Origin of the sequence: Rhizobium sp. AN80A (genome assembly GCF_030053015.1) — a bacterium.
Classification (GTDB): domain Bacteria; phylum Pseudomonadota; class Alphaproteobacteria; order Rhizobiales; family Rhizobiaceae; genus Rhizobium; species Rhizobium metallidurans.
The window spans coordinates 522,531-548,404 of sequence record NZ_JASJPX010000001.1 but is presented as its reverse complement, the minus strand read 5'-3'; the positions used below and the strand labels follow the sequence as shown (position 1 = coordinate 548,404).

The window sequence follows — 25,874 nt, the reverse complement described above, 5'->3', positions numbered from 1 at the left end:
ACGGAGCTGCCCCGGCATATGAAAACGGCACGCGGATGCCTGAATATTAGTCGTTCGTTAATTAGATTTTCTCGCGCCGTCCCCCTCCCAGGAACCGACCGGTACCTTGGAACTTTACCCTCACGTGATGGTTGAATGGTTGTAGATCACGCTTGATCTCGCCTTGACGATCTGAAGTGCGCACTTCCGCTTTTGACCGGGGCCTCTTGCCCCTGGGGCTCATGCCCTTTCAGGACATAACGGAGGAGAAAATGATGTACTTGAAGTCAACGATTGCCATATTGGCGGCCGGCTGCGCGAGCGTGCTGGTTCCACCTCAGGTCGCGGCTTTTGATATAGGCGGCTCGAACGGCATCAGCGTCAACAGCAGCGGCGGCGGGCTCAACGTGTCCGTCGGCGGCGCCAACGGTGTCAACGCCACGGTTGGCGGCGGCTCGAATGTCGCGAATGTCTCCGTCGGCGGAACGAGTGGCGTGAACGCCAATGTCGGCGGCAATTCCACTGGCGGCCTCGGCGTCAACGCGTCGGTTGGCGGCACCGGCGGGATCAACAGCGCCACCTCGGTCGGCGGCAGCAATCCCACGGGCGGCCTGGGCGTCGGCACGACCGCGACGATCGGTGGATCAAGCGGCGTCAATGCCGATGTCGATGCAACCGTCGGCGGCTCCAATCTCGCCACCGTGGGCGCTATCGCCAATGTCGGCGCGGGTGACAACACGCTTGCCAATATCAACGCCAATCTGGCTGTCGGAGGGGCCTCGACAGGCGCCGGCGATGGCACGCAGCCGAGCCTCGTCGATCTCGGCACGACCGCAAGCATCGGCGGCACGAACGGCGTCAACGCGGATGTCGGCGCGACCGTCGGTGGCTCCAACCTTGCAACCGTCGGCGCGGTCGCCAATGTTGGTGGCGGCGACAATACGCTAGCCGACGTCAATGCCAATGTCGCGATCGGCGGCGGATCGACGGGCTCGGGTGGGGGCGGTTCGACAACCGGCAGTCTGGTCGATGCTGATGTGACCGCCAGTGTTGGTGGCACGAATGGTGTGAACGCGGATGTCGGCGCGACCGTCGGTGGCTCCGGTCTTCCCAGCGCCGCCGCCATGGCCAATGTCGGACTGGGCGATAACACGCTCGCCGAAATCAGCCTCGCCATCCCGTCCGGCGCTGGATCGGGCGGGACGGATCCGGGCACACCCGGCGTCCCCGGTACGCCCGGCATTCCCGGTGGTCCGGGCGCCGGCAACAACCCCGGCGATGACGCCAATGGCGATACGGGCGAGCGCGGCCGCAATCTGGCGATGATCAACGACATGTCCGCGAGAGATCGTGCCAAGGCCAAGGCAAGCTGCAAGGACGTGGTTAGGTCCGGCGGCTTCGATGCCGGCCTCGTCAGCCTCTGCAAGATGGTGATGGCAAGCCGCTGATTAAGCTGAAACTGGAAAAAAAGGGCGTCGGTTTCGGCGTCCTTTCTGCATTGCTTATTCAAAAAGGTCGGGATGATCCGCTTCGATCTGCGGAAGATCCGACAAGATCCCGTTGAGGTGGGTGCGCATGGCCGACGCGGCGGCGTCCGCATCGCGTCCATCGATCGCCGTGATGATCGCCTCATGTTCGGTGATCAGCCGCATCATGGAATCCGGATGGCGAAGCTGCAGATTGCAGACCCGGTCCATATGAGCCTTGATGTCGGAAATGGCGTTCCAGGCAAGGCCGCAGCCGGCGCCCTCGGCAATTGCGATATGAAACTGTTCGTCCTCTCGCCTGAATGCGTTGTGATCGTGCGCCTGCATGGCGGCCCGCTGCCTGCCGATGATCGTGTCGATCCGGCGGCGCGTCCAGCTGTCGAAACTCTCGCTGGCGCGGCGCGCCACTGCGGTCTCCAGCGCCTCGCGCACGAAGCGCGCCTCCATCATCTGCCGTGCCGAGATTCGGACGACCACGGTGCCTCGGTTGGGGCGCACATCGACCAGCCGTGATTTCCCGAGCGCGATCAGCGCCTCGCGCACCGGCTGGCGGGAGACACCCATGCGCGTCGCGATCTCCTGCTCGGAAAGCCGCGTGCCCGGCGCCAGTTCCAGCCTGATGATCTGCTCGCGCAGGTCGCGTTCCACCTGCGCCGCAGCGGTTTCGCCGGTCTCAATCTTCAAGGATTCGAGGTTCATGTCTTTCGTCGCCGTCATCCGTTGACATCCAATTTAAACCACCATACAGTACCATACAATTCAAACGCAACATAAATCCGGTGGTCCGAAACCGGGTGAAAAGGGAGGGCCGGCACGATGTGTCGGCTTTAAGGGAAACGTGCTGTCCAATTTCATTGCGCCTGATTCCAGTGATCCGCGGCTGAACATTAAATCCCGCTACCAGATGCTTGTCGATGGCAAGTCGGTGGATGCCGCATCCGGCCGCACGATTGACCGTGTGAGCCCCGGTCACGCAGGCGTCGTCGTCGGCACCTGGCCGGAGGCCTCGGCCGATGATGTGCGCCTGGCGGTTGCCGCCGCCCGCCGCGCCTTCGATACAGGCCCCTGGCCGCGCATGTCGGGTGCGGAGCGCTCGCGGCTGATGTTCAAGGTGGCCGACCTGATCCTCAAGAACCAGGAAGAGCTTGCGCTGGCCGAAAGCCTGGAGGTCGGCAAGCCGATCGCCCAGGCGCGCGGCGAAATCGGCTTCTGCGCCGACCTCTGGTCCTATGCCGCCGGTCAGGCGCGGGCTCTGGAAGGGCAGGCGCACAACAATATCGGCGACGATCGCCTGGGCCTGGTGCTGCGCGAAGCCGTCGGCGTCGTCGGCATCATCACGCCCTGGAATTTTCCCTTCATCATCGCCTCCGAGCGCGTGCCGTGGGCGATCGGCGCCGGCTGCACCGTTGTCCTCAAGCCGTCCGAATTCACCTCGGGCACGTCGATCCGCATGGCGGAACTGGCGCGTGAGGCCGGTATTCCCGATGGCGTCTTCAACGTCGTTACCGGCTACGGCGATCCGGCCGGCCAGGTGCTCGCCGAAGACCCCGGCGTCGACATGGTTGCCTTCACCGGCTCTGTGCGCGTCGGCACCAAGCTTGGCGAGATCGCCGCGCGTAGCGTCAAGCGCGTCGGGCTGGAGCTCGGCGGCAAGGGTCCGCAGATCGTATTCGCCGATGCTGATCTCGAGGCGGCTGCCGATGGCATCGCCTACGGCGTCTATCACAATGGCGGGCAGTGCTGCATTTCCGGCAGCCGGCTCTTGGTCCAGGAAGGCATTCGCGACGCGTTGATGGAGCGCCTGCTCGATATCTCGCGCAAGGTGACCTTCGGCGATCCCCTGAACGACCGCACCAAGATCGGCGCGATGATCTCGGAAGCGCATGTCGGCAAGGTCCATTCCTACGTGGAGGCCGGCATCGCATCCGGTGCCGAATTGCTGCTCGGCGGCGAGCGCGTCGGCAAGGACACCGGCATCTATTACGCCCCCACCGTGTTTGCCGGCGTGAAGCCGGAGATGTCGATCGCCCGCGAGGAGATCTTCGGACCGGTGCTCTCGACCTTGACCTTCAAGACCGCGGACGAAGCCGTCGCCCTCGCTAATGCCAGCGAGTTCGGCCTTTCCGCCTCGGTCTGGTCGACCAATCTCGAAAACGCCATGCAGAGCATCCGCCGCATTCGCGCCGGCCGCTGCTGGATCAACAGCGTCATCGACGGCACGCCGGAACTGCCGATCGGCGGCTACAAGAAGAGCGGCCTCGGTCGCGAACTCGGCCGCTATGGCTTTGATGAATATTCCCAGTTCAAGGGCGTGCACGTGACGTTCGGGCGACCGGCGCCGTGGTTCGGCTAAAGCATGTCTCCCGAAAGTGGTCACCGGTTTCGGGATAAAGACATGCGACGAAACAAGAAGATGAAGCGCATGAGCGAGATCTGAAAGATCGCGACGCGCTTCAGGGAAATAGAGGGATAGGGCGTTTCCGCTTTTGGGAGAAGGCGGAACGTCCAGGAGGGAAATCTCGGCCGGCGTGATCTTTGGTCGGAGCCCGCCAGCCGAGACTTGGGTCTTTCGACCCGCATTGCACATCCAAAGGGAGGATACGCAAATGAAATTGACCAGGTTGAAAACCGCGGCATTGGCCGCGGGTATCGCCACGATGATGACATCTACGGCATTGGCCGCCGACGTCAAGGCAACGATGATCATCTATCTCGATCCGAGCGTCCAGTTCTTCAACCCCGTGGTGAAGGGCGCCAAGGATGCGGCCGCGCAATTCGGCGTCGATCTCGACGTGCAGTACGCCAACAACGATCCGGTTCGCCAGAACGACCTGATCGAGAGCGCGACGGCGGCCGGCGTCGATGGTATCGCCGTCGCCATCTCCTCGTCGGATGCATTCGATGAAAGCATCTGCGCGGCCGTGAAGGCCGGTATCGTCGTCATCGGCTTCAACAATGACGATCTTGAAGGCGCCAAGGGCAATTGCCGCCAGGCCTATGTCGGCATGAACGAATTCTCATCCGGCTACGAGCTCGGCAACCGGATGATCAAGGAATTCGGCCTGAAATCCGGCGACGTCGTTTTCAATCCGCGCGAAATCCCCGAGGCGAGCTTCGCGGTCGCGCGCGGCGGCGGTATCGAGAAGGCGATGAAGGAAAACGGCATCAAGGTCGAGACGGTTCGCGCCGGGCTTGATCCGGCCGAGGCGCAGAACATCATGGCACAGTTCCTGATCGCCAACCCCGGCGTCAAGGCGGTGTTCGGCACGGGCTCGGTCACCTCGACCGTCGGCGCCGGCGCCATCAAGGACGCGGGCGTGAAGGTCCCGTTCGGCGGCTTCGATCTCGCGGTCGAGATCGTCAATGCGGTCGAGTCAGGCGCGATGTTCGCGACCATGGACCAGCAGCCCTACCTTCAGGGTTACTACCCGATCGCCCAGATCGCGCTCTCGAAGAAGTACGGGCTGACCCCGACCGACGTCGATACCGGCCAGGGCGCCTTCCTCGACAAGTCGCGCATCAGCTCGGTCAAGCCGCTGATCGGCAGCTTCCGCTAACCGCGTTTCGCGAGAACCTGCCGGCGACGCCGGCAGGTTCTCCGTCGCCAATCGATCGAGTACCAGACCGTGACACCAATCCTCGAGACAAGTGCCGCGCCCCGGTCGCGGACCCAGAAACAACCGATTATCCGGCAGATCATGGCGATGCCCGCCGGCGCGATCTTCCTCGTCTTCATGACGCTGCAGATCGTCTGCATCGCGGGCGCCTTGCTCTTTCCCGATCAGTTCCGCTATCTCTCGCCGCAGAACCTGACGATCCTGATGAAGGCGATCCCCGTGCTCGGCAGCCTGGCGCTCGGCGCCGGCGTGCTGATGATCGCGGGCGAATTCGACCTCTCCATCGGCTCCGTCTACACCTTCACCGCCATCCTGATGGCAAGCCTCGTCGGCGCCGGATTGAGCGCCTTCATCGCCGCGCCGATCGGCATCCTCGCGGGTGTCATGATCGGCCTTCTGAACGGCCATCTCACGCTGCGCTTCGGATTGCCGTCCTTCATCGTGACCCTGGGTGGCCTGTTGTTCTGGCGCGGCGCCGTGCTGCTCTACAATGGCGCCGTCCAGGTGCGCTTCGATCCGGAGCCGCTCTTCACCAGCCTGTTCGCCGGCACGCTCTTCGGCATCAATGCCGCCTTCATCTGGATCGTTCTCTTCGTGATCGGCTTCCACTACCTCCTTCACCGTCACCGCTTCGGCAACCATGTCTTCGCGACCGGGGGCAATCGTGCCGCCGCGGAAGCGATCGGCATCAACACCAACCGCGTCAAGCTGGTGGCCTTCGCGATCGCCGGTGGCATGGCGGCGGTGGCCGGCATCCTGGCCACGGCCCGCGTCGGAAGCGTGCAGCCGGGGCAGGGCGCCGGACTGGAACTGCAGGCGATCGCCGCCTGCGTCATCGGCGGACTGTCGCTGCGCGGCGGACGAGGCTCGATCATCGGCATCTTCCTCGGCGTCCTCCTCATCCACACGATCACCGACGTGCTGCTGCTGCTGCGCGCGCCGGGCTTCTATCTCGACATGTTCATCGCGACGCTGATCGTGCTGGCCGCCATCTTCAACCATCTTATCGAGCGGCGAGGTCTTGCGTGATGTCGGTCCCCAATCTTCTTGAACTGCACAACATCTCGAAAAGCTTCGGCGCGCTGACGGCGCTGCGCAATCTGAGTTTCCATATCGGCGAAGGCGAGGTGGTGGGTCTGCTCGGAGACAACGGCGCCGGCAAGTCGACGACCGTCAACCTCATCTCCGGCATTCACAAGCCGACGGAGGGCTATCTCAGCGTCGACGGCAAGAAGACGGCGTTCACCTGCCGGTCGGATTCCGCCGACGCCGGTATCGAAACGATCTATCAGCATACGGCGCTGGTGGATTCGCTCTCGATCACCCGCAACATCTTCATGGGCCGCGAACTCACCGACCGCTTCGGCTTTCTCAGGCAGAGCGAAATGCGCGAGATCGCCATGGAGGTGCTGCAGAACGCGGTGCACATCTCCGGCATCGACAGCCCCGATACGCTTGTCGGCAATCTCTCCGGCGGCCAGAAGCAGGCCGTCGCCATCGCCCGCGCCGTCTATTTCAAGAAGCGCGTCCTGCTCCTCGACGAGCCGACATCGGCCCTGTCTGTGCGCGAGACGGAAGCTCTCTTGAACCAGGTGCTGAAGCTCAAGGCGGAAAACGTCTCCAGCGTGCTCGTCACCCACAACATCTACCACGCCTATCAGGTCTGCGACCGCTTCGTGATCATGAGCCATGGCACCAAGGTCTTCGATGTCGACAAGGCGGACACGACGATAAACCAGCTGACCGAATATGTCGTGCTCACCTGATCCCACCCAACAGACGGAAGGGGCATAGCCCGTGACCATGAAAGTATCAGTACGCCAGGTCGTTGGACCCGAGGATGCCGCAAGGCGCGACACGAAAGGCCTGCGCGACGGCTTCGTGATCGAGCACCTGTTTCGCCGAGGGGAGGCCAATCTCACCTACAGCCATCTCGATCGGATGATCGTCGGCGGCGTGATGCCGGGAAGCGAGCCTCTGGAGATCGCCGCCATCGCCGAGACCGGCACGGAGCGCTTTCTCGACCGGCGCGAGGCCGCCATCGTCAACATCGGCGGCGCGGGGACGATCAGCATCGCGGGCAAGCGTTACGAACTCGGCTTCCAGGAAGCGCTCTACGTCGGCATGGGCGAGGGTGCCTTGAGCTTCGCAAGCCGCGATCCGGCGGAACCGGCGCTCTTCTACCTCTTGAGCGCACCAGCGCATCGGACGTGTCCGACGGTGCACATCACCCGCGAGATGGCGAAAAAGGTGGTCGTTGGCTCTGCGGAAGAATCCAACGCTCGCACCATCAATCAATATGTCCACCCCGATGTCTGCGACAGTTGCCAGTTGCTGGTGGGATTGACGATGTTCGAGCCGGGTTCGGTCTGGAACACCATGCCGGCGCATTTGCACGATCGCCGCATGGAGGTCTATCTCTACTTCGGCATGCAGGAGCAGACGCGCATCTTTCATTTCATGGGTGAGCCCAGCGAGACGCGGCATGTGGTACTCAAGAACCACGACGCGGTGCTGTCGCCCGGCTGGTCGATCCATTCGGGTGCCGGAACCGGCCGCTACGCCTTCATCTGGGCGATGGCCGGCGATAACATGAGCTTCACGGACATGGACAAGGTGCCGATGGAAGACTTGCGATGAGCCTTTTCGATCTCGCCGGCCGCTGGGCCATCGTCACCGGTGCCAATACCGGCATCGGCCAGGCCATCGCGATCGGTCTGGCGCAGGCGGGTGCCGACATCGTCGGCGTCGGCCGCTCGGCGATGGACGAGACGGCGGATGCGGTCACATCGACGGGGCGCCGGTTCGTATCGCTCAAGGCGGACCTGTCCGATACCGGGGAGGCGAAGGCCGTTATCGAACGCGCCCTTGCCGCCGGCGCCTCGCCCGATATCCTCGTCAACAATGCAGGCATCATCCGCCGCGCCGACGCGCTGGAATTCACGGAAGAGGATTGGGACGCGGTGCTCGACACCAACCTGAAATCCGTCTTCTTCCTTTGCCAGGCCTTCGCGAAAGCAGCGCTTGCACGGCAGGCGCCGGCGAAGATCGTCAACATCGCCTCGCTGCTCTCCTTCCAGGGCGGTATCCGCATTCCGTCCTACACAGCCTCGAAAAGCGGGCTTGCCGGCATTACGAGATTGATGGCGAACGAGTGGGCGTCGAAGGGCATCAACGTCAATGCCATCGCCCCCGGTTATGTCGAGACCAACAATACCGAGGCGCTTCGCGCCGATGCCGAACGAAGCGCCGATATCTTGAAGCGCATTCCGGCCGCCCGCTGGGCGAAGGCCGAGGATATGGTGGGCACTGCGGTCTATCTTGCGTCGCGCGCTTCCGATTATGTTCATGGCACAGTGCTGCCGGTCGATGGCGGCTGGCTTGCCCGATAGGAGATTATGATGGCAGATCACTACACACTTCCCGACGACGTCACCTGGACGGAGGTCGCGCCCGGCAACCGCCGCGCCGTGCTGTCCCATCGCCCCGAGGCGATGCTCGTCGCCTTCCGCTTCGAGCCCGGCGCCATCGGCGCGCCGCATTCGCATCCGCACACACAGGTAAGCTACGTCGCCGAGGGCGCTTTCGACGTCACCGTCGACGGCGTCACCACAAGGCTGGATGCCGGCTCGAGCTTCATCGTCGCCCCCAACCTCGTCCACGGCGTCGTGGCTCTCGAGAAGGGCCTGCTGATCGACACCTTCACGCCGAGACGGGATGATTTTCTATAGGAAGGACCGGAGTAAATAACTATTTAGATACAAAATAATACACAACAAAATCATTATCATAGATCGTTTCTTGCCGACTTGGGAACGTCCGTCGATCTTGACAGGATACCGCTTTGGCTGTCTGTCTTGTCCCGAGGAGAGCGGTGAGGCCTGATAGTTGGAGGCTTCACGCCGCAAGCGAGGAGGACGCGTTTCTATGTTGAGATTTGCCGTTGTCGGGATCGACCATGGGCATACCTTCGATCATGTGAAGGGATTGCTGGCCGCCGGCGCCGAATTCGTCGGCTATTGCCCGAAGACATCCGTTCCCGCCATTCGCGAGATGTTCGAAAAGTCCTATCCCGATGCGCCGCAGATCGATCGGGAGCAGTTGCTGGCCGATCCCTCGATCGACGTGATATGCATCGCGGCGATCCCGGCCGACCGCGCCGATCTCGCCATCCGCGCCATGAAATCCGGCAAGGACGTGATGACCGACAAGCCCGGCGTGACGACATCGGCGCAGTTGCAGGCGGTGAAGGACACGGTGGCCGAGACGGGCCGCATCTTTTCGATCTGCTTTTCCGAACGCCACTGCGTGCGCTCCGCCGTCAAGGCTGGCAAGCTCGTCCAATCGGGCGCCATCGGCACGGTCATCCAGACGCTCGGCATGGGCCCGCACCGGCTGCAACTGCCGACGCGGCCCGACTGGTTCTTCGACCCTGAGAAATTTGGCGGCATCATCGTCGATATCGCCTCGCACCAGGTCGACCAGTTCCTGTTCTACACCGGCTCGACATCGGCCACCGTCGCCGCGAGCTCTGTCGGCAATTTCGGCATGCCCGACCGACCGGCTTTCCAGGATTTCGGCGAGGTACTGCTGCGCTCGGACAAGGGTTCTGGCTACATCCGCGTCGATTGGTTCACGCCCGAGGCATTGCCGACATGGGGCGACGGCCGGCTGACCATTCTGGGGACAGAGGGCTATATCGAGCTGCGCAAGTACATCGACATCAGTGGGCGCCCCGGCAAGGATCACCTCTTCCTCGTCAACGGCAAGGAGATGACCCACATCGATTGCAGCGACGAAAAGCTCGACTATTTCGAGGCGTTCCTGGCCGACGTTCGCGACCGCACGGAGACCGCGATGCCGCAGGCGCATGTCTACGAGGTCTGCCGCCTGTCGCTCGAGGCGCAGGCGAACGCTGTCAGGATCGGCCAAGGGCAAGCTCCGGTCGGGGGGCGCTGAGATGAGCAGGAAATTTCGCGTCGGCGTGATCGGCGCCGGCATCGCCGCGCGTCATCTGGCAGGCTTCGGGTGGAACAAGGATTTGTTCGACGTCGTGGTTCTGTGCTCGCTCGACGCCGATCGCGGCAAGGCGCTTTGCCAGGAGTTCGGCATCGCTGAATACACGCAGGATGCCGAGGCGATGATCGCCCGCGCCGACCTCGATATCATCGACATCTGCACGCCGCCGAGCTCCCATTTCGAACTCTGCCGCAGGGCGATCGAGGCGGGCAAGCATGTGATCTGCGAGAAGCCGCTGTTCGGCTCGATCGCCGAGGTGGACGAGATGGTTGGCATCGTCGCCAAGGCGAACGGCCCGAAGCTGATGCCGATCTTCCAGTATCGCTATGGCTCCGGTCTCCAGAAGCTGAAGATGCTGATCGATCTCGGGCTGACCGGCGAGGCGTTCCTGACGACGATCGAGACCCATTGGTGGCGCGGCCCCGATTATTACGCGGTGCCCTGGCGCGGCAAATGGGCGAGCGAACTCGGCGGCGGCCTGCTCGGCCACGCGATCCATGCCCATGACATGCTGAACTACATCCACGGCCCCTGCGCCGAACTCTTCTCCTTCGGCGCCACCTTGGTCAATCCGATCGAGGTCGAGGACACAGCGGCGCTTTCGGTCAGGATGAAGAATGGATCGCTCGCCAGCCTGTCGATGACACTCGGCTCGCGCGGGGAGATCTCGCGCCTGCGCTTCTGCTTCCGTGACCTTGTGGCCGAAAGTATCATCGAGCCTTATACGATGGGCCGCGATCCCTGGACCTTCAAGGCGGGCAACGACGCGCACCAGGATAAGGTCGATGCGGCGCTCGCCCGCTACGAGGTCAGGGAGGATGGCTATACCCGCCAGTTCGAGCTCTTCCATGAGGCGCTGGTCCGCAACGAGGAGCCGCCGGTGACGGTTGCCGACGCGCGCAATTCGCTGGAAGTGGTCACCGCCGCCTACCACTCGCAACGCACCGGCCTTCCGACATCCCTGCCGATCCTTCCCGACCACCCGCTCTACCGCTCCTGGCTGCCGGAAGACGCCCGTTAGCAAGGAGAGAAGCCGCCAGGAAGTCTACCGCACTTATCCTGCGGGGGGACAAAGAAAGTCCCACCGAAGTAACGACTTGCTAAGCTCCATTTGTCAGCCTTGATCCATTGATTTTCATAATCCGTTGCTCGAGGTCTTTCATGTTTTTGAGTAAAGACGATTGGATCGCCCAGCGTGCCTATGCGCTGTGGGAAGCAGAAGGCCGGCCCGACGGGCGCGGCGGCGAGCATTGGCAGCAGGCGGACCGCGAATATCGGATGCTGGAAGAGACGCGCGCCTCCGCCGACGGCAGCGATCTGATCGAGCGCTTGAAAGCGATGGGCCGGAGCATGCGGGCGGCGGAGGATCGCGAGGATCGACCGGAGACGCCAGGAAAGGCAATGCCTTCGCGCCGTTCCGCCAGATGATCCGCCCCGCCGCGCGGGCGTCATTCCGCGGTGTTGCGCGTTAAGCCGGCGTTAAGCACGATCGCCTGTTTCCCTTATATTTTAGTGGGAGAACGATCCCTAGAGTACAACGTCAACCTTTGCTGAGGAATATGCACAGTCGAAGGCATGATTGCCTTCTTGCAAGTGCAGGGGCGGCAGATGTTTTTTTCGATTGTAGACGCGGTCAGGTCACGGTTCACGGGACGTCAATCCGATCGTCCTCATCCGCCCGAAATCGGCGCCGACCCGCTTTCCATGGATACATCCGCCGAGCTTGCCCATCTGAAGAAGCTGTTCGACCATTCCTCGCGTGCCGCCCGCATCGGCGTGTGGGAGTGCAATCTCGCGGACGAGAAGCTGGCATGGACCGACATGGTCTATGAGTTGTTCGACCTTCCCATCGGCCATCCGCTCAATCGTGACGAGACCGTCAAGCTCTATACCGAGCGATCGCGCATCGAGCTCACCATGCTCCGCGATCGCGCCATCAGGGAGCGATCCGGCTTCAGCCTCGACGCCGAGATCATCACGGCTAAGGGCAATCACCGCTGGATACGCATCACCGCCACCGTCGAATGCGAGGGTGACCGCCCGGTCCGGATCTTCGGCATGAAGCAGGACATCACCGCCGAGAAAAAGCTCTTCGACGAGATCCGCTATCTCGCGGAATTCGACCTGTTGACCAGCCTGCCGAACCGGGTTCAGTTCCAATCCACCTTCGACACGCTTTGCGCGACCGAGGCGTCGGGGCAGACAGTCGCGCTGTTCCTGATCGATCTCGACGGCTTCAAGCAGGTCAACGACCGGCTCGGTCACCAGGCCGGTGACCAATGCCTGCGCGTGGCGGCCAATTGCCTGCGCGCGGTGCTCGGCGGGGCCGAGCTCGTGGCGCGCATCGGCGGCGACGAATTCGCCGTGCTCCATCGCTGCGGATCGAGCGATGAGGCGGCCCGGATCGCCAGCTCGATCGTCACCTCGCTCGCGGCATCCTGCGACGACGATGGCCGCCATATCGGCATCGGCGGCTCGGTCGGCGTGGCGCTCGCCACCGGCTACCGTGCGCCGAAGGACATCTTCGCGGCCGCCGATGGCGCGCTATATGCCGCCAAGAGCGGAGGCCGCAATCGCTTCAGTCTCGCGCAGCCCTCCTTCACGTCTCAAATCCACGCCGCGTAGGGTACATGCCGCTCGCTTGTGGCTTTTCATGCGGCGCGCTTTTGCGCTAACAGCTCGATATCGACATGATCCAGCGAGCAACAAGACATGAGCCACATTCCGCAGATCGATTACGACACCGCCTCCGACGAGATCCGCGCGGCCCACGATGAGGAAGTCAGGGTTCGCGGCCGGATGACCAACATGAAGCGGACGCTGCTGCATTCGCCAGCCGCGCATCGCATCTACGCGGAATGGTTCACGCTGCGCGCCGAGCTCGTCTCGATCGGCGACCGGCCGATCTGGGTCTTCTCCCATGCGATTTCGAAGGCCTGTAACTCGAAGATCGCCATCACCTTTTTCCGCCGCGCGCTGATCAACAACGGCTTTGATCCGGACGCGCTGCAACTCTCCGAGGAAGAGGCGCTGCTCGACGCGTTCGGCAAGGCGATCGTGGCCGATTCCAACGCCATACCGAGCGAGATCTGGGTGCGACTGAAGCAACGCTACGACGCCAAGATGCTGGTCGATCTGGTTGCCTTCGCCGGTATCATGATCGCGACCGCCGTCTTCAACAATGTCGTCGAGGTCGACTTCGATCCGGAGCTGGAAGCGTTCGCCGAGGGCGCCGCTCAGTAGACAGTCACGGTTTATCAAGAAATATCAATGCTATTTGAGGTCTTTCTCGACTTTTATATCAAGTTCACCCGCGACGAACACCGTGTGTTCGGTGATCTGCGGCAGGCCCATCAGCTCGCCGAACGTGCCGCGTGCCAGAGGGCCTGAGATCAGCAGCGTCGGATCTGGTCGGCTGTCGCCGTCAAGCGCCTCGGACAATTCGTTGCAGGCGATGCCGAGGCCGGTCGGGTCCAGCTGCAGGTGGCCGAGGTCGTGCAGCTTCTTGAGCCATGGCTGACTGTTCAGAATGCCGCCATGTGCCGGGCCGGTGGTGACGACCACCGCATCATAGGCCCGTTCCAGCAGGACGCCGTTGCGCAACCGAAGCACGACACTGATGTCTTCGTCCTGGCGCCTGATCGCGGAGACGGAAGCGGCCAGCACTTCCATGCGGCCGCTTGCCACCGCCCGGTCCAGCACCTCTTCCACCTGCGGCGCGATCCGGAAGCGGTGCACGTCCCAGAAAGGGCGAAGGTGGCGGACGATCCGGCGGCGTTCCGGCACGGGCAAGGCCCGCCAGATCGCGTGCCCATGACCGCGCAACTGATCCAGCACCGCATGCCAGGTCAGGCCCGACTGCTCGGCGTCGCGGATGGTCTGGCGAACGAGGCGCAAGAGCTGCGTGGCGCTGTGAACAGGCGCGGCCTCGAACTCCCCGAAAGGCTCCTGCTGGACCTGGGCATGTCCTCTCGACCTCAGGCCCCGTCTCGAGATCGACGTTACCGCGCCGCGGTGCCCCACGCTCTCGAGCGACGCCACGACATCGGCGGCCGTCAGCCCGTTGCCGACGACAAGCAGGCGGGCATCCGGTTGAATGGCGTCGAGCGCGCCCGGCTCCGTCGCATCGGCCACGAACCTCGGGTAGCCGGCAAGCGCCAGCAGGGCCGATGGCGTGGACGGCGAGGGGTGGCTGGTCGCGATGACAAGATAATCGGCAAAGGTCTGGCCGCCCTGGCTGTCCGCAATCCGCCAGAAGGCGCCATCGCGCTCGACATCGGTGACCAGCGCGCGCCGGTGCCTGACCGCGCCCGTCTCGACGAGCGGCCGCAGCGCTGACGCAACGTATCGGCCAAACAGCTGACGGCGCGGAAAGATCGCACCGTCCGCGCGGCACGCGGCGGGATCGTCGGCGATCGCGTCGTTGAGCTCGATCCATTCGAGGAAATCGCCCTGATGCTCCGGCAGGAGGCTCATGCGGGCCGCCGGCACGTTGATGCGGTGGGCGGGGTCGTCCGTGTCATAGGCGAGGCCGCGGCCAAGCTCGGCGCGCGGCTCGAAAACGGTGATGGCGGGCGGATGCTCCCGGCCCTGAAGCGCCAGATGATAGGCCACGCCCGCGCCCGAAATGCCGCCGCCGATGATCGCCACCAGCGGTCGCCGACGAGCGCCGCTCGGTCCGGCCTGCGAAGAGGCCGAAAAAAAGGCCGAGGAAGGGAAGGTGTCGTCATTCACGATCAGCGGTCCATTTCGGTCTGTCTCTCGGCATTGGTAATCTAGGTCTCGGTCGGCCGTCTGGCAACGCCGGCCAATCCTTGCTCCAAGATAGAGTAACCGACCGCCGCCAAGCGGGGATGGCGCTAGCCTAGCTCTTCCCCTTCCATGGCACGAGCACGGCTTCCAGCATGCGGATAGCGGCGCTGAAGGAGAAGGCGCAGGCGGCGATGATGCCGATGCCGACGAAGACGACGTCGGTCGCCAGGAACTGCGACGCCGACATGATCATGTAGCCGATGCCGCGGGTCGAGGCGATCAGCTCCGCTGCCACCAGCGTGCCCCAGCCGATGCCGAGCGCGATCCGCAGACCCGTCAGGATCTCCGGCAGCGCCGAGGGAAGCACGATGCTGACCAGGATCTGCCACGGCCGGGCGCCGAGCGAGCGTGCGGCGTTGACGCGTTCGATCGGCAGCGAGCGCACGCCGGCCTGCGCCGAAAGGCAGATCGGCGCGAACATGGCGAGCACAAGGAGCGTCACCTTGGAGGTCTCGCCGATGCCGAGCCAGATGATCATCAGCGGCAGATAGGCAAGCGGCGGCAGCGGCCAGTAGAACTCGATGGGCGTATCGAGCACGCCCTTGATCCAGCGGTTCAACCCCATCAGCAAGCCCAGGGGAATGCCGACGACGGTAGCGATGGCGGCGGCGGTGACGATACGAAACAGGCTCGCCGAGACATGCTCGTAGAGCGAGGCGCCGGCATAGCCGTCATTGTAGATCGCGCCTACCTGTGTCCAGACCTCCTGCGGCGTCGGCAGGAAGAGACGCGGCACCAGCGCCAGCTTTGCGACCAGCCACCAGGCAGCCAGAAGCACCAGCGCGGTTGCGATGCTGATCAGCACGGTTGGCTTTTCGCCCGCGCCGAAGCCCTTCATCTTCACGAGTTTCGGCTGTTCCGCGGGTGAACCAATGACGACGCGGCCGGTTTCGGTGAAATCGCTCATTCGGCTGCACTCCTCAGTTCTTCCGACCCATGCAGGATGTCGCGGATTTCCTCGCGCAGGCTGGCGAATTCAGGCGATGTCTTTACCGCCCGGGCATCCCCCGTTTCAGCGAAGCGGCGGACGAAATCGAGGTCGAAGCGGGCGACGATGCGGCCCGGGCGCGGCGACATCACCACGACCTGCGTGCCCAGAAACAGTGCTTCCTCGATCGAGTGGGTGATGAAGAAGATGCGGGTATGCGTCGCCTTCCAGATCGACACCAAGAGCTCCTGCATCTGTTCGCGGGTCAGGCTGTCGAGCGCGCCGAAGGGCTCGTCCATCAGGAGCACGTCGGGTTCGGTCGCCAGCGCTCTGGCGATGCCGACGCGCTGGCGCATGCCGCCCGAGAGTTCATAGGGGAAGGCCGCGGTAAAATCCTTGAGGCCGACGAGATGAAGCAGGCGTTCGGCCCGTTCGCGGCGGGCGACTTTCGGCACGCCGGCGAATTTGAGGCCGAGGGCGACATTGTCGATCACCGTCTTCCAGGGCAGCAGCGTATCCTTCTGGAAGACAACGCCGCGATCCGCGCCCGGGGAGGTGACGGGCCGTCCGTCGAGCGTGATCGCTCCATCGGACAGCGGCAGGAAGCCGGCGATGGCGTTGAGCAGCGTGGACTTGCCGCAGCCCGAGGCGCCGAGCGCGACCACGAAGCTGTTTTCGGGAATGGCGAGCGAGACGCGGTCGAGCGCATGAACCGTCCGGCCGTCTCGTGTCTGGAAATAGACGCTCGCGTGATCGACTTTGAGCATGTCAGGTCTCTTCGAAAATGAGGACGCCGGCGCGGTGCCGCGCCAGCGTATCCGCCGAAATCGGCTTAGTTGCTCGGATTGGTCAAAGCATCAGCTGTCACAAATGCGGCGTAGCTCGGCAGCACTTCGCTGACCTTGCCCTGTTCCTTCAGGAAAGTGGCGGTATCCTTGAGGATCTTGGCAGCACCCGCCTTCTCGCCGCCGCCGAGCCACGCGTCGGATGCCTGGACGTCGGGCGTCAGAAGCGTCAGGTTCTTCAGCGCTGCCGCCTGCTGTTCGGGCGTGCCGCCGAGCGCCTTGGCGAGCAGCTTGGCGTTTTCGCTATCGGCTTCCCAGGCCTTCTTGTCGTTGGCGAAGGAGGCGTAGTAGGTGTTGATGACGCCGGCGAAGCTCTTCAGGAATTCAGGGTTTTCATCGGCGAATTTCGAGGCCGCGACCCAGGCGGAGAAGGTCGGCGCGCCCTTGTCGGCGACATCCTTGGAGGTGACCAGCACCTTGCCCTTCTTCTTCAGTTCGCTCAGCGCCGGATCCCAGACGAAGCCGCCATCGATATCGCCGCGATTGTAGCTGGCGACGATCTCGGGCTGCGGAATGGCGAAGACCTGCACGTCCTTCTCGCTGAGGCCGAGCGACTTGATCAGCGCCAGGAGCTGATAGTGGTCGGTGGAAACGGGGGCTGCGGCGAGCTTCTTGCCCTTCAGGTCGTTGAGCGAGTTGATGCCCGAACCATCGCGCACGACCAGCGCCTCGTCGATGCCCGAGATCGAGGAGAGGTAGAAGGCCTTGACGGCAAGGCCGCGCGAGGTGGCCGCCGCGAACGGGCTGGAGCCGACGTAGCCGACCTGCACGTCGCCCGAGGCGATGGCCGCGAAGATCTCGGCGCCGGAATTGAATTTGCGGAAGTCGATGTCGTAGCCCGTCGCCTTGGCGAACTCGCCATTGGCAATGGCAACCGACGACGGCAGTGCGTCCGTCTGATAGGCAACGACGACCTTCTTGTCGGCTGCCTGCGCGAGGAACGGCGCGGCTACCGCCGCCACGCCAAGTGTAAGTCCTGCGATAATGCCCTTGATATTCATGTTTCGCCCCCAGATGCCGCGCTTGTGCGCCGGCTCAACTTGTTTCGACGGGAAAACACTAAGGCGGGCCATGGTTGGCACACAGATAAAACTATCTATTTTATAGAGTATAGCGACAATATTGTTTTGCGCCTGATTTGCCCGGTGGACAATTGCGGCTTGTCGGTCGTTGCCGCGTCAGGCGGCATCCATGGTGATGAGGTAGCAGAGCGCCTGGCCATCCATCTCGAGCGAAATGCCTGTCGCATCCTGCAGCAGCAACGTGTCGCCTTCACCAAGCGAGACCTCTTCATCCGGCCAGGTGAGATTGACCGCGCCGCGATGGCAGAACACCAGCAGCGTGCCGGATGCGCCGCCGAATGTGACTTCACCATCGACGACGATGCGTTCGACCCGGTGCCACAGACCACCGCGACGCGTCATGACGTTGAGATCCGTGATCGGCCCGGATTTCAGCGTCGCCGACACCGTGACGTCGGCGGGGAAGGCGAGGGGCGCGCTCTCCTGCGTCAACAGCACAGGAGCACGACCGTCGATCGCAAGCGACATGCCTTCGCCGTCGAGGATCGACAAGGTTCTGTCGATGCCGGGGAAGATCGAGAACGGCCCATCGGTCGCGACCGTCGCCATGCTGATGCGCCAATCGAACTCCGAATGTGCGGCCCCCTCCGGCGAAACCGCAATCTCCACCGTCTCCCCGCCACCGTTCTTCCACGGCATGCGGCGATAGCTGTTGGCGGTGAGGATTGTGGCGCGGGGCATGGGATCTCCGGAGGTTGCAAATGGGAGGGGAGTGGAGGACACTCAGGGCACTGGAGGCGAGTGATGGACATCGTCAACATGGCAAAGGACGCCCCGATCGTTCAACCGGACACGGCGCCGAAGAAGCGCCGCATTGGTTTCATGGAGGACATGATCAACGTTCCCGACGACTTCGACACGATGATGGTCGAGGAAATCGAAGACATGTTCTATGGCGGCGACCTCTTTCCCGCCGAAGACCCAATCAAGCCGATCCTAACAGACAAGGAATGAGCGGGGACGTTCGAGAGGACGCTGATTGCCGCCTCCAGTATCCGGGCCTCCTACCATTCTGAGGCCCGGTGTCTCGCTCTATCAATTCCCGAGAATCCCCGGCAGCCGCAGGCCCTTTTCCTTGGCGCAGTCCAGCGCGATGTCGTAGCCGGCGTCGGCGTGGCGCATGACGCCGGTCGCCGGGTCGTTCCAGAGCACGCGTTCCAGGCGCTTGGCCGCATCGTCGGAGCCATCGGCGCAGATAACCACGCCCGAATGCTGGCTGAAGCCCATGCCGACGCCGCCGCCGTGATGCAGCGAGACCCAGGTGGCGCCCGATGCGGTGTTGAGGAGCGCATTGAGGAGCGGCCAGTCGGACACGGCGTCCGATCCGTCCTTCATCGCTTCCGTCTCGCGGTTCGGCGAGGCGACCGAGCCGGAGTCCAGATGGTCGCGGCCGATGACGACGGGAGCCGAGAGCTCGCCGTTCTTGACCATCTCGTTGAAGGCCAGCGCCAGACGGTGACGATCGCCGAGGCCGACCCAGCAGATACGGGCCGGCAGGCCCTGGAAGGCGATGCGTTCACGCGCCATGTCGAGCCAGTTGTGCAGGTGCTTGTTGTCGGGGAGCAGCTCCTTCACCTTGGCGTCGGTCTTGTAGATATCCTCGGGATCGCCCGAAAGCGCTGCCCAGCGGAACGGGCCGATGCCGCGGCAAAACAGCGGGCGGATATAGGCCGGCACGAAGCCGGGGAAGGCGAAGGCGTTTTCCAGGCCTTCGTCCTTGGCGACCTGACGGATGTTGTTGCCGTAGTCGAGCGTCGGCACGCCGGCATCCCAGAAGGCGACCATGGCTTCGACATGCTTTTTCATCGAGGCGCGGGCGGCGGCCTCTACGGCCTTCGGATCGCTCTCGCGCTTGGCCTTGTGCTCGTCGACGGTCCAGCCGATCGGCAGATAGCCGTTGAGCGGGTCGTGGGCGGAGGTCTGGTCGGTGACGATATCGGGGCGTGGGCCGCCGGCCTTCATACGCTTGACGAGCTCGGGGAAGATCTCGGCGGCGTTGCCGAGCAGGCCGACGGACTTGGCTTCGCCCACCTTGGTCCATTTGTCGATCAGGGCGAGCGCTTCATCGAGCGTCTTCGCCTTCTCATCGACATAGCGGGTGCGCAGGCGAAAATCGATGCGGGTCTCGTCGCTCTCGACCGCGAGGCAGCAGGCGCCGGCCATGACGGCCGCCAGCGGCTGCGCGCCGCCCATGCCACCGAGGCCACCGGTCAGGATCCACTTGCCCTTGAGGTCGCCGTTGTAATGCTGGCGGCCGGCTTCGACGAAGGTCTCGTAGGTGCCCTGCACGATGCCCTGCGTGCCGATATAGATCCACGAGCCGGCGGTCATCTGGCCGTACATGGCGAGACCCTTCTTATCCAGCTCGTTGAAATGGTCCCAGGTCGCCCAGTGCGGCACGAGGTTGGAATTGGCGATCAGGACGCGCGGCGCGTCCTTGTGGGTGCGGAATACGCCGACCGGCTTGCCGGATTGGACCAGCAGCGTTTCTTCTTCCGTCAGCGTCTTCAGTGTCGCGACGATCTGGTCGAAATCCGACCAGGTGCGGGCGGCACGGCCGATGCCGCCATAGACCACCAGCTCATGCGGGTTTTCCGCCACCTCGGGGTCGAGATTGTTCATCAGCATGCGCAGCGGCGCTTCGGTCATCCAGCTCTTTGCATTGAGCTCGGGGCCACGAGGGCTTCTGACATCGCGAATGTTGTGGCGTGGATTGCTGGTCATTGCGGTTCCCCTTATCCGGGTTGGATGGCTTGTTGTTTCAGGCTTATTTCTTCAGGCTCGGCGCGATCGCGGCGATGCGCTCGAGGATGTCTTTCAGATGGACGCGCAGGCGCTCGGCCTTGGCGGTGTCATAGGCGAAGGGCGGCTTTTCGGTCTGAAGATGCGTGGACTGCGCCAGCTCCATCTGGATCGCATGCACGCCGGTTTCCGGCCGGCCGTAATGCCGCGTCGTCCAGCCGCCCTTGAAGCGGCCGTTGAGGATGCTGTCGTAGCCGGTGGCCGAGGCCGTCGCGGCGACGACCGCCTGCTCGATCCTGCTGTCACAGGTCTTGCCCATGTCGGTGCCGATATTGAAGTCCGGCAGCTTGCCTTCGAAGAGGAAGGGGATGTGCGAGCGGATCGAGTGGCAATCGTAGAGGATCGCGACGCCGTGGATCGCCGTCACCCGCTCGATCTCGGCGGCAAGCGCCGCATGATAGGGCGCGTGGAAATCGCGCAGCCGCTCTGCGATATCGGCCTCGTCGGGCGTCTCGCCGTCCTTCCAGATCGACAGGCCGTCGAAATCCGTCTCAGGCACCAGGCCGGTGGTGTTCTGGCCGGGGTAGAGGCTGGTGCCGGATGGATCGCGGTTGGCGTCGATCACGTAGCGGTGAAAGGTGGCGCGGACTGTAGTCACGCCATCAAGGAGGGCGTCATAGAGATTGTGGATGTGCCAGTCGGTGTCGGCGAGCAGCTTGCCGTTGTCGTTCAGGCGATCCCATATGGCAGGCGGCACGTCGGTGCCGGTGTGGGGGAAGCCGAGGATGACGGGCGATGTGCCCTGGCGGGTTTCGTGAGTGGTCATTGGTTGAATGCTCCACGGGTTGCGGGTGGGTTACCCCCCTCTGTCCTGCCGGACATCTCCCCCACAAGGGGGGAGATCGACCCGTTGTTATCGCCTTGCAGAACGGTTGACTTTGGAGCGAGCGGGTAAGCCCAGCCAATCTCCCCACCTGTGGGGGAGATGCCCGGCAGGGCAGAGGGGGCGCCACGAGCGTAGACATCACCATCACGCCTCCAGCACCGGCAGAATGCCCGAAGACACCGCCGCATTGAGCCCACCCGATGCCACCAGATCGCTGGCCGCCTGCAGGTCACCCGCCATGTAGCGGTCGACCTCCAGCGTCGCCACCACTGAACGGATCGCGGCGATAGCGCTTGAAAGTTCCGGGCTGGTGGCAAGCGGGGCGCGGAATTCGACGCCCTGGGCCGCCGTCAGCGCCTCGATGCCGATGATCGAGAACAGGTTGTCTGTCATCTGCAGCAGGCGGCGGGCGCCGTGGCAGGCCATGGAGACGTGGTCTTCCTGGTTGGCCGAAGTCGGGGTGCTGTCCACCGAAGCCGGGTGCGACATCTGCTTGTTCTCCGACATCAGCGCCGCCGACGTCACTTCCGCGATCATCAGGCCGGAGTTGAGGCCGGGCTTCTTGGCGAGGAAGGCGGGCAGGCCGTAGGAGAGGGCCGGATCGACGAGCAGCGCGATGCGCCGTTGGGCGATGGCGCCGATTTCGCAGACGGCGATGGCGATCTGGTCGGCGGCGAAGGCGACCGGCTCGGCGTGGAAATTGCCGCCGGAGACGACGGAATTATCGGAGAGGACCAGCGGGTTGTCGGTCACCGCGTTGGCCTCGATCTCCAGTGTGCGGGCGACCGAACGCAACAGGTCCAAGCAGGCGCCGTCGACCTGCGGCTGGCAGCGGATGCAGTAGGGGTCCTGGACGCGCTCGTCGCCCTCGATGTGGCTCTGGCGGATGACCGAGTTGTCGAGCAGTGCCCGCAGAGCAGCCGCCGTATCGATCTGGCCCTTGTGGCCACGCAGCGTGTGGATGTCGGGATGGAACGGGGCGGACGAGCCCATGGCGGCATCGGTCGACATCGCGCCGGTGATCAAGGCGGCCTGTGCGGCGCGGTGGGCGCGGAAGAGGCCGGCCAGCGCCAGCGCGGTGGAGGTCTGCGTGCCGTTGATCAGCGCCAGGCCTTCCTTGGCGGCCAACACCACAGGTGTCAGGCCGGCCTTGTCGAGTGCCGCGGCGCCGGAGAGCCGCTCGCCCTTATAGAAGGCTTCGGCTTCGCCCATCATCACGGCGGCCATATGCGCCAGCGGCGCAAGATCGCCGGAGGCGCCGACGGAGCCCTTTTCCGGGATAACAGGGATGACGCCCTTTTCCAGCATGCCCTCGATCAGCCGCACCAGCTCCAGCCGCACGCCGGATGCGCCGCGACCGAGCGAGACGAGCTTGAGGGCCATGATCAGGCGGACGATGTTTTCGGCAAGCGGCGCGCCGACGCCGCAGCAATGCGACAGGATGAGATTCCGCTGGAGCGTCGCGACGTCGGCGCTGTCGATCTTGATCGAGGCAAGCTTTCCGAAGCCGGTATTGATACCGTAGACAGGCGCGTTGCCGGCGGCGATCTCGGCGATGCGGGCGGCCGCCTTGTTGATGCCGGCGTCGAAGGAGCGGTCGAGCACAGCAGGCTCGCCGGTCCAGTAGATCGTTTCCAGATGCTTGAGCGATACGGAGCCGGGGTGAAGAGTGATGGTCAACGGTCGATCCTTTCGCCCTTGAAGACGTGTGCGTGAAGCGGGTTGAAGCCGATGCGGTAGACGAGTTCGGCGAGGCTCTCGACATCCCAGATGGCGAAATCGGCGGACTTGCCGGTTTCGAGCGTGCCGGTTTCGTCGATGAGGCCAAGGGCGCGTGCACCTTCGCGGGTGGCGCCGGCGATGCACTCCTCGACGGTGAGGCCGAACAGGGTGGCGGACATGTTCATGGTCAAAAGCAGCGAGGTCAGCGGCGAGGTGCCGGGGTTGCAATCGGTGGCGATGGCGATGTGGGCGCCGGCCTCGCGCAGCGCCTTGACCGGCGGCTTCTGCTTTTCGTTGATGGCGTAGAAGGCGCCGGGCAGGAGCACGGCGACGGTTCCGGCCGCGGCCATGACGACGGCGTCATCGGCGGTGAGATATTCGAGATGGTCGGCCGAAAGCGCCAGATAGGAGGCCGCGAAGCGGGCCCCGCCGAGGTTGGAGAGCTGCTCGGCATGGAGCTTGACCGGGAGACCCAGCTGCTGGGCGCGGTCGAAGACGCGGCGCATCTCTTCGACCGAAAACGCGATGCCCTCGCAGAAGCCGTCGACGGCATCGACCAGACCTTCGGCATGCGCCTGCTCGAGGCCGGGCAGCACGACATCGGTGATGTAATCGCCATTGCGGCCCTTGTATTCGACTGGCGTCGCATGGGCGCCGAGATAGGAGGTGACGACGCGGACCGGGCGAAGATTGCCGAGAGCGCGGGCGGCGCGCAGCATCTTCAGCTCGGCTTCGATGTTGAGCCCATAGCCGGACTTGATCTCGATCGTCGTCATCCCCTCGGCAAGCAGCGTGTCGAGACGCGGAAGCGATGCGGCGACGAGGCCGTCGACGGACAGCGCGTTGGTGGCCTTGACCGACGAGACGATACCGCCGCCAGCGCGGGCGACCTCTTCATAGGTGGCGCCATCCAGCCGCATCTCGAACTCGCGGGCGCGGTTGCCGCCATGGACGATGTGGGTGTGGCAATCGACGAGACCCGGCGTCACCCAGCGGCCTTCGAGATCGGTGATCTCGGCGCGCTCGATCGCCAGGACCGGCAATTCGCTTTCCGGGCCGACATAGGTGATGCGGCCGGATTCGACGACGATCGCGCCCTTCTCGACAACACCCAGGCCTTGCTTGGCCGGATCGAGCGTTGCCAGGCGGGCGTTGCGCCACAGGTGCGGCCGAGCCTCTCCCGAGGTCTGCCTGTCTGGAAAATTGTTCCCGTTCATCAGCTTTGCGCCTTTCCTTATGCCTCAACATGTATATACATAATAAACAGGTGACAAGGAAAAATTTGGGCGTATCTCTGGAAAAGAAAGAGATGCTTCCGCAGAAGGAGAGAAAACGGTCATGGCTCAAACAGTTGCGACGACACTCCACGCGCGCGCCGCTCTTCTGCCGGAGGGATGGCGGGAGAATGTCCGGCTGACGCTCGACGGTGGACGCATATCTAGCATCGAGACATCGGTTGATGCGGAGCCTGCCGACGAACGCCATCATACGCTCGTCCCGGCCATGGGGAATCTCCACAGCCATGCTTTTCAACGCGCCATGGCGGGCTTGGCCGAGGTAAGGGGCCACGCCAACGACAGCTTCTGGAGCTGGCGCACCGTCATGTACAAGTTCGCCTTGTCGATGACGCCTGATCATGTCGAGGCTGTCGCCTCGCAGCTCTACATGGAGATGCTGGAGGCCGGCTTTTCCCGCGTCGGCGAGTTTCATTATCTGCACCATGACAAGGACGGACGGCCTTACGCCAACATCGCGGAGCTGGCCGAACGGATTGGCGCGGCGAGTGCGACGGCGGGCATCGGACTGACCCTGCTGCCGGTCTTCTACGCCCATTCCGGCTTCGGCGGTGCCGAGCCGATCGAGGGCCAGCGCCGGTTCATCAATTCGCTCGACAGCTTCGCGGCGTTGATGGACGGCTGCCGGAAACTGACATCGCGGCTGAGCGGCGCCGAACTCGGGCTTGCGCCGCACAGCCTGCGGGCGGCGACGCCGGAAGAGCTCACCAAGGTGGTGCCGATGGCGGGCGAGGGGCCTATCCACATCCACATCGCCGAACAGGTGAAGGAGGTCGAGGATTGCATTTCATGGTCCGGCGCCCGGCCGGTCGAATGGCTGCTCGACAATGCCGATGTCGACAACCGCTGGTGCCTGATCCACGCCACCCACATGACCGACAGCGAGACCCGCGAGATGGCGCGGCGCGGCGCGATCGCCGGCCTCTGCCCGATCACCGAAGCCAATCTCGGCGATGGCACCTTCCCGGCGCCGCTGTTTCTCGAAGAGGGCGGGCGGTACGGCGTCGGCTCCGATTCCAACGTGCTGATCTCTCTCCCCGGCGAGCTCAGGCAGCTCGAATATTCGCAGCGCCTGGCGCTGAAAGCCCGCAACGTCATTGCCGCATCCGGCGGTTCCACGGCGCGCAGCCTCTTCGACCATGCGATCACGGGCGGCGGTGCGGCGCTGAAGGCGCCGGGCGGGCTGGCGATAGGGCACCACGCCGATATCGTAGCCCTGGACACGTCGGCCGTCCCCTATCTCGCCGGCGATCAGCTGCTCGACCACTGGATGTTTGCTGGCGGCGTCGGGGTCGACAGCGTCTGGGCGCTGGGTGAGAAGAAGGTCGAAGGCGGCCGGCATGTTGGCCGCGAGGCGATCAATCGGCGCTTCCTCAAGGCAATGAGCGAATTGCTGGCGGCCTGACGGCCTTCCCCGACTCGGACATTGCCGATAGACCGGGAAGAAAAGCGGAGCGTGA

General features: G+C 63.8%; 25 protein-coding genes. 15 read left to right on the top strand and 10 right to left on the bottom strand.

What is annotated here, in order from left to right:
- Positions 1-254 precede the first annotated feature (254 nt).
- Positions 255-1,427 (top strand): hypothetical protein, encoded by a 1,173-nt coding sequence (locus P3R82_RS02595; RefSeq protein ID WP_283192889.1) that lies wholly within the window; start codon positions 255-257, stop codon positions 1,425-1,427.
- A gap of 54 nt (positions 1,428-1,481) precedes the next feature.
- Here P3R82_RS02595 and P3R82_RS02590 read toward each other — a convergent pair whose 3' ends face one another.
- Positions 1,482-2,183: a GntR family transcriptional regulator gene (locus P3R82_RS02590; protein ID WP_183898164.1), complete on the bottom strand. Its 702-nt coding sequence runs from the start codon at positions 2,181-2,183 to the stop codon at positions 1,482-1,484.
- A gap of 121 nt (positions 2,184-2,304) precedes the next feature.
- Between P3R82_RS02590 and P3R82_RS02585 the strand changes: the two genes are divergently transcribed.
- From P3R82_RS02585 to P3R82_RS02530, 12 genes are all read left to right on the top strand, one after another.
- The gene (locus P3R82_RS02585; protein ID WP_283192888.1) at positions 2,305-3,819 is read left to right on the top strand and encodes an aldehyde dehydrogenase family protein; all 1,515 of its coding nucleotides are present in this window, start codon (positions 2,305-2,307) and stop codon (positions 3,817-3,819) included.
- Between the two features lie 253 nt (positions 3,820-4,072).
- Entirely contained in the window at positions 4,073-5,023 is a 951-nt protein-coding gene (locus P3R82_RS02580) for a substrate-binding domain-containing protein (protein ID WP_112820326.1), read from the top strand.
- A gap of 69 nt (positions 5,024-5,092) precedes the next feature.
- Positions 5,093-6,112 carry an ABC transporter permease gene (locus P3R82_RS02575; protein WP_283192887.1) on the top strand — a complete coding sequence of 340 codons (1,020 nt, stop codon included), beginning with the start codon at positions 5,093-5,095 and terminating at the stop codon, positions 6,110-6,112.
- Positions 6,112-6,849, top strand: a complete 738-nt coding sequence (locus P3R82_RS02570; RefSeq protein ID WP_283192886.1) for an ATP-binding cassette domain-containing protein — start codon at positions 6,112-6,114, stop codon at positions 6,847-6,849. The genes P3R82_RS02575 and P3R82_RS02570 overlap by 1 nt, the downstream gene beginning before the upstream one ends.
- Before the next feature lie 37 nt (positions 6,850-6,886).
- Positions 6,887-7,723 (top strand): 5-dehydro-4-deoxy-D-glucuronate isomerase, encoded by an 837-nt coding sequence (gene kduI, locus P3R82_RS02565; RefSeq protein ID WP_283193492.1) that lies wholly within the window; start codon positions 6,887-6,889, stop codon positions 7,721-7,723.
- A complete protein-coding gene (kduD, locus tag P3R82_RS02560) occupies positions 7,720-8,475 on the top strand; it encodes a 2-dehydro-3-deoxy-D-gluconate 5-dehydrogenase KduD (protein WP_283192885.1) in 756 nt (251 codons plus the stop codon). The genes kduI and kduD overlap by 4 nt, the downstream gene beginning before the upstream one ends.
- Positions 8,476-8,481: 6 nt before the next feature.
- The gene (locus tag P3R82_RS02555) at positions 8,482-8,814 is read left to right on the top strand and encodes a cupin domain-containing protein (RefSeq protein ID WP_283192884.1); all 333 of its coding nucleotides are present in this window, start codon (positions 8,482-8,484) and stop codon (positions 8,812-8,814) included.
- Between the two features lie 196 nt (positions 8,815-9,010).
- Positions 9,011-10,042, top strand: coding sequence for a Gfo/Idh/MocA family oxidoreductase (locus P3R82_RS02550; protein ID WP_283192883.1), 1,032 nt, complete (start codon positions 9,011-9,013; stop codon positions 10,040-10,042).
- Between the two features lies 1 nt (position 10,043).
- The gene (locus P3R82_RS02545; protein WP_283192882.1) at positions 10,044-11,123 is read left to right on the top strand and encodes a Gfo/Idh/MocA family oxidoreductase; all 1,080 of its coding nucleotides are present in this window, start codon (positions 10,044-10,046) and stop codon (positions 11,121-11,123) included.
- Positions 11,124-11,263: 140 nt separating this feature from the next.
- Positions 11,264-11,530 (top strand): DUF2934 domain-containing protein, encoded by a 267-nt coding sequence (locus P3R82_RS02540; RefSeq protein ID WP_283192881.1) that lies wholly within the window; start codon positions 11,264-11,266, stop codon positions 11,528-11,530.
- Positions 11,531-11,710: 180 nt separating this feature from the next.
- Positions 11,711-12,727, top strand: coding sequence for a diguanylate cyclase (locus P3R82_RS02535; protein WP_283192880.1), 1,017 nt, complete (start codon positions 11,711-11,713; stop codon positions 12,725-12,727).
- An 87-nt stretch (positions 12,728-12,814) separates the two neighbouring features.
- Positions 12,815-13,345, top strand: coding sequence for a hypothetical protein (locus tag P3R82_RS02530; RefSeq protein ID WP_283192879.1), 531 nt, complete (start codon positions 12,815-12,817; stop codon positions 13,343-13,345).
- 30 nt (positions 13,346-13,375) lie between these two features.
- Here P3R82_RS02530 and P3R82_RS02525 read toward each other — a convergent pair whose 3' ends face one another.
- The 5 genes from P3R82_RS02525 to P3R82_RS02505 form a co-directional block, all read right to left on the bottom strand.
- Entirely contained in the window at positions 13,376-14,836 is a 1,461-nt protein-coding gene (locus P3R82_RS02525; RefSeq protein ID WP_283192878.1) for an FAD/NAD(P)-binding protein, read from the bottom strand.
- 130 nt (positions 14,837-14,966) lie between these two features.
- The gene (locus P3R82_RS02520) at positions 14,967-15,821 is read right to left on the bottom strand and encodes an ABC transporter permease subunit (protein WP_283192877.1); all 855 of its coding nucleotides are present in this window, start codon (positions 15,819-15,821) and stop codon (positions 14,967-14,969) included.
- Positions 15,818-16,609 carry an ATP-binding cassette domain-containing protein gene (locus P3R82_RS02515; RefSeq protein WP_283192876.1) on the bottom strand — a complete coding sequence of 264 codons (792 nt, stop codon included), beginning with the start codon at positions 16,607-16,609 and terminating at the stop codon, positions 15,818-15,820. The genes P3R82_RS02520 and P3R82_RS02515 overlap by 4 nt, the downstream gene beginning before the upstream one ends.
- A 65-nt stretch (positions 16,610-16,674) precedes the next feature.
- Positions 16,675-17,688 (bottom strand): taurine ABC transporter substrate-binding protein, encoded by a 1,014-nt coding sequence (tauA, locus tag P3R82_RS02510; RefSeq protein ID WP_283192875.1) that lies wholly within the window; start codon positions 17,686-17,688, stop codon positions 16,675-16,677.
- A 177-nt stretch (positions 17,689-17,865) separates the two neighbouring features.
- Positions 17,866-18,450, bottom strand: a complete 585-nt coding sequence (locus tag P3R82_RS02505; protein ID WP_283192874.1) for a HutD family protein — start codon at positions 18,448-18,450, stop codon at positions 17,866-17,868.
- 63 nt (positions 18,451-18,513) lie between these two features.
- Between P3R82_RS02505 and P3R82_RS02500 the strand changes: the two genes are divergently transcribed.
- Entirely contained in the window at positions 18,514-18,723 is a 210-nt protein-coding gene (locus tag P3R82_RS02500) for a hypothetical protein (RefSeq protein WP_283192873.1), read from the top strand.
- Between the two features lie 81 nt (positions 18,724-18,804).
- On the opposite strand, the gene hutU is transcribed toward P3R82_RS02500, so the two are convergent.
- From hutU to hutI, 4 genes are all read right to left on the bottom strand, one after another.
- Positions 18,805-20,493 (bottom strand): urocanate hydratase, encoded by a 1,689-nt coding sequence (hutU, locus tag P3R82_RS02495; protein ID WP_283192872.1) that lies wholly within the window; start codon positions 20,491-20,493, stop codon positions 18,805-18,807.
- A 43-nt stretch (positions 20,494-20,536) separates the two neighbouring features.
- Positions 20,537-21,337: an N-formylglutamate deformylase gene (gene hutG, locus P3R82_RS02490; protein WP_283192871.1), complete on the bottom strand. Its 801-nt coding sequence runs from the start codon at positions 21,335-21,337 to the stop codon at positions 20,537-20,539.
- Between the two features lie 204 nt (positions 21,338-21,541).
- Positions 21,542-23,077: a histidine ammonia-lyase gene (hutH, locus tag P3R82_RS02485; protein WP_283192870.1), complete on the bottom strand. Its 1,536-nt coding sequence runs from the start codon at positions 23,075-23,077 to the stop codon at positions 21,542-21,544.
- Positions 23,074-24,336, bottom strand: coding sequence for an imidazolonepropionase (hutI, locus tag P3R82_RS02480; RefSeq protein ID WP_283192869.1), 1,263 nt, complete (start codon positions 24,334-24,336; stop codon positions 23,074-23,076). The genes hutH and hutI overlap by 4 nt, the downstream gene beginning before the upstream one ends.
- 121 nt (positions 24,337-24,457) lie before the next feature.
- Here hutI and P3R82_RS02475 point away from each other — a divergent pair, with 121 nt between their 5' ends.
- Entirely contained in the window at positions 24,458-25,819 is a 1,362-nt protein-coding gene (locus P3R82_RS02475; RefSeq protein WP_283192868.1) for a formimidoylglutamate deiminase, read from the top strand.
- Positions 25,820-25,874: the final 55 nt, after the last annotated feature.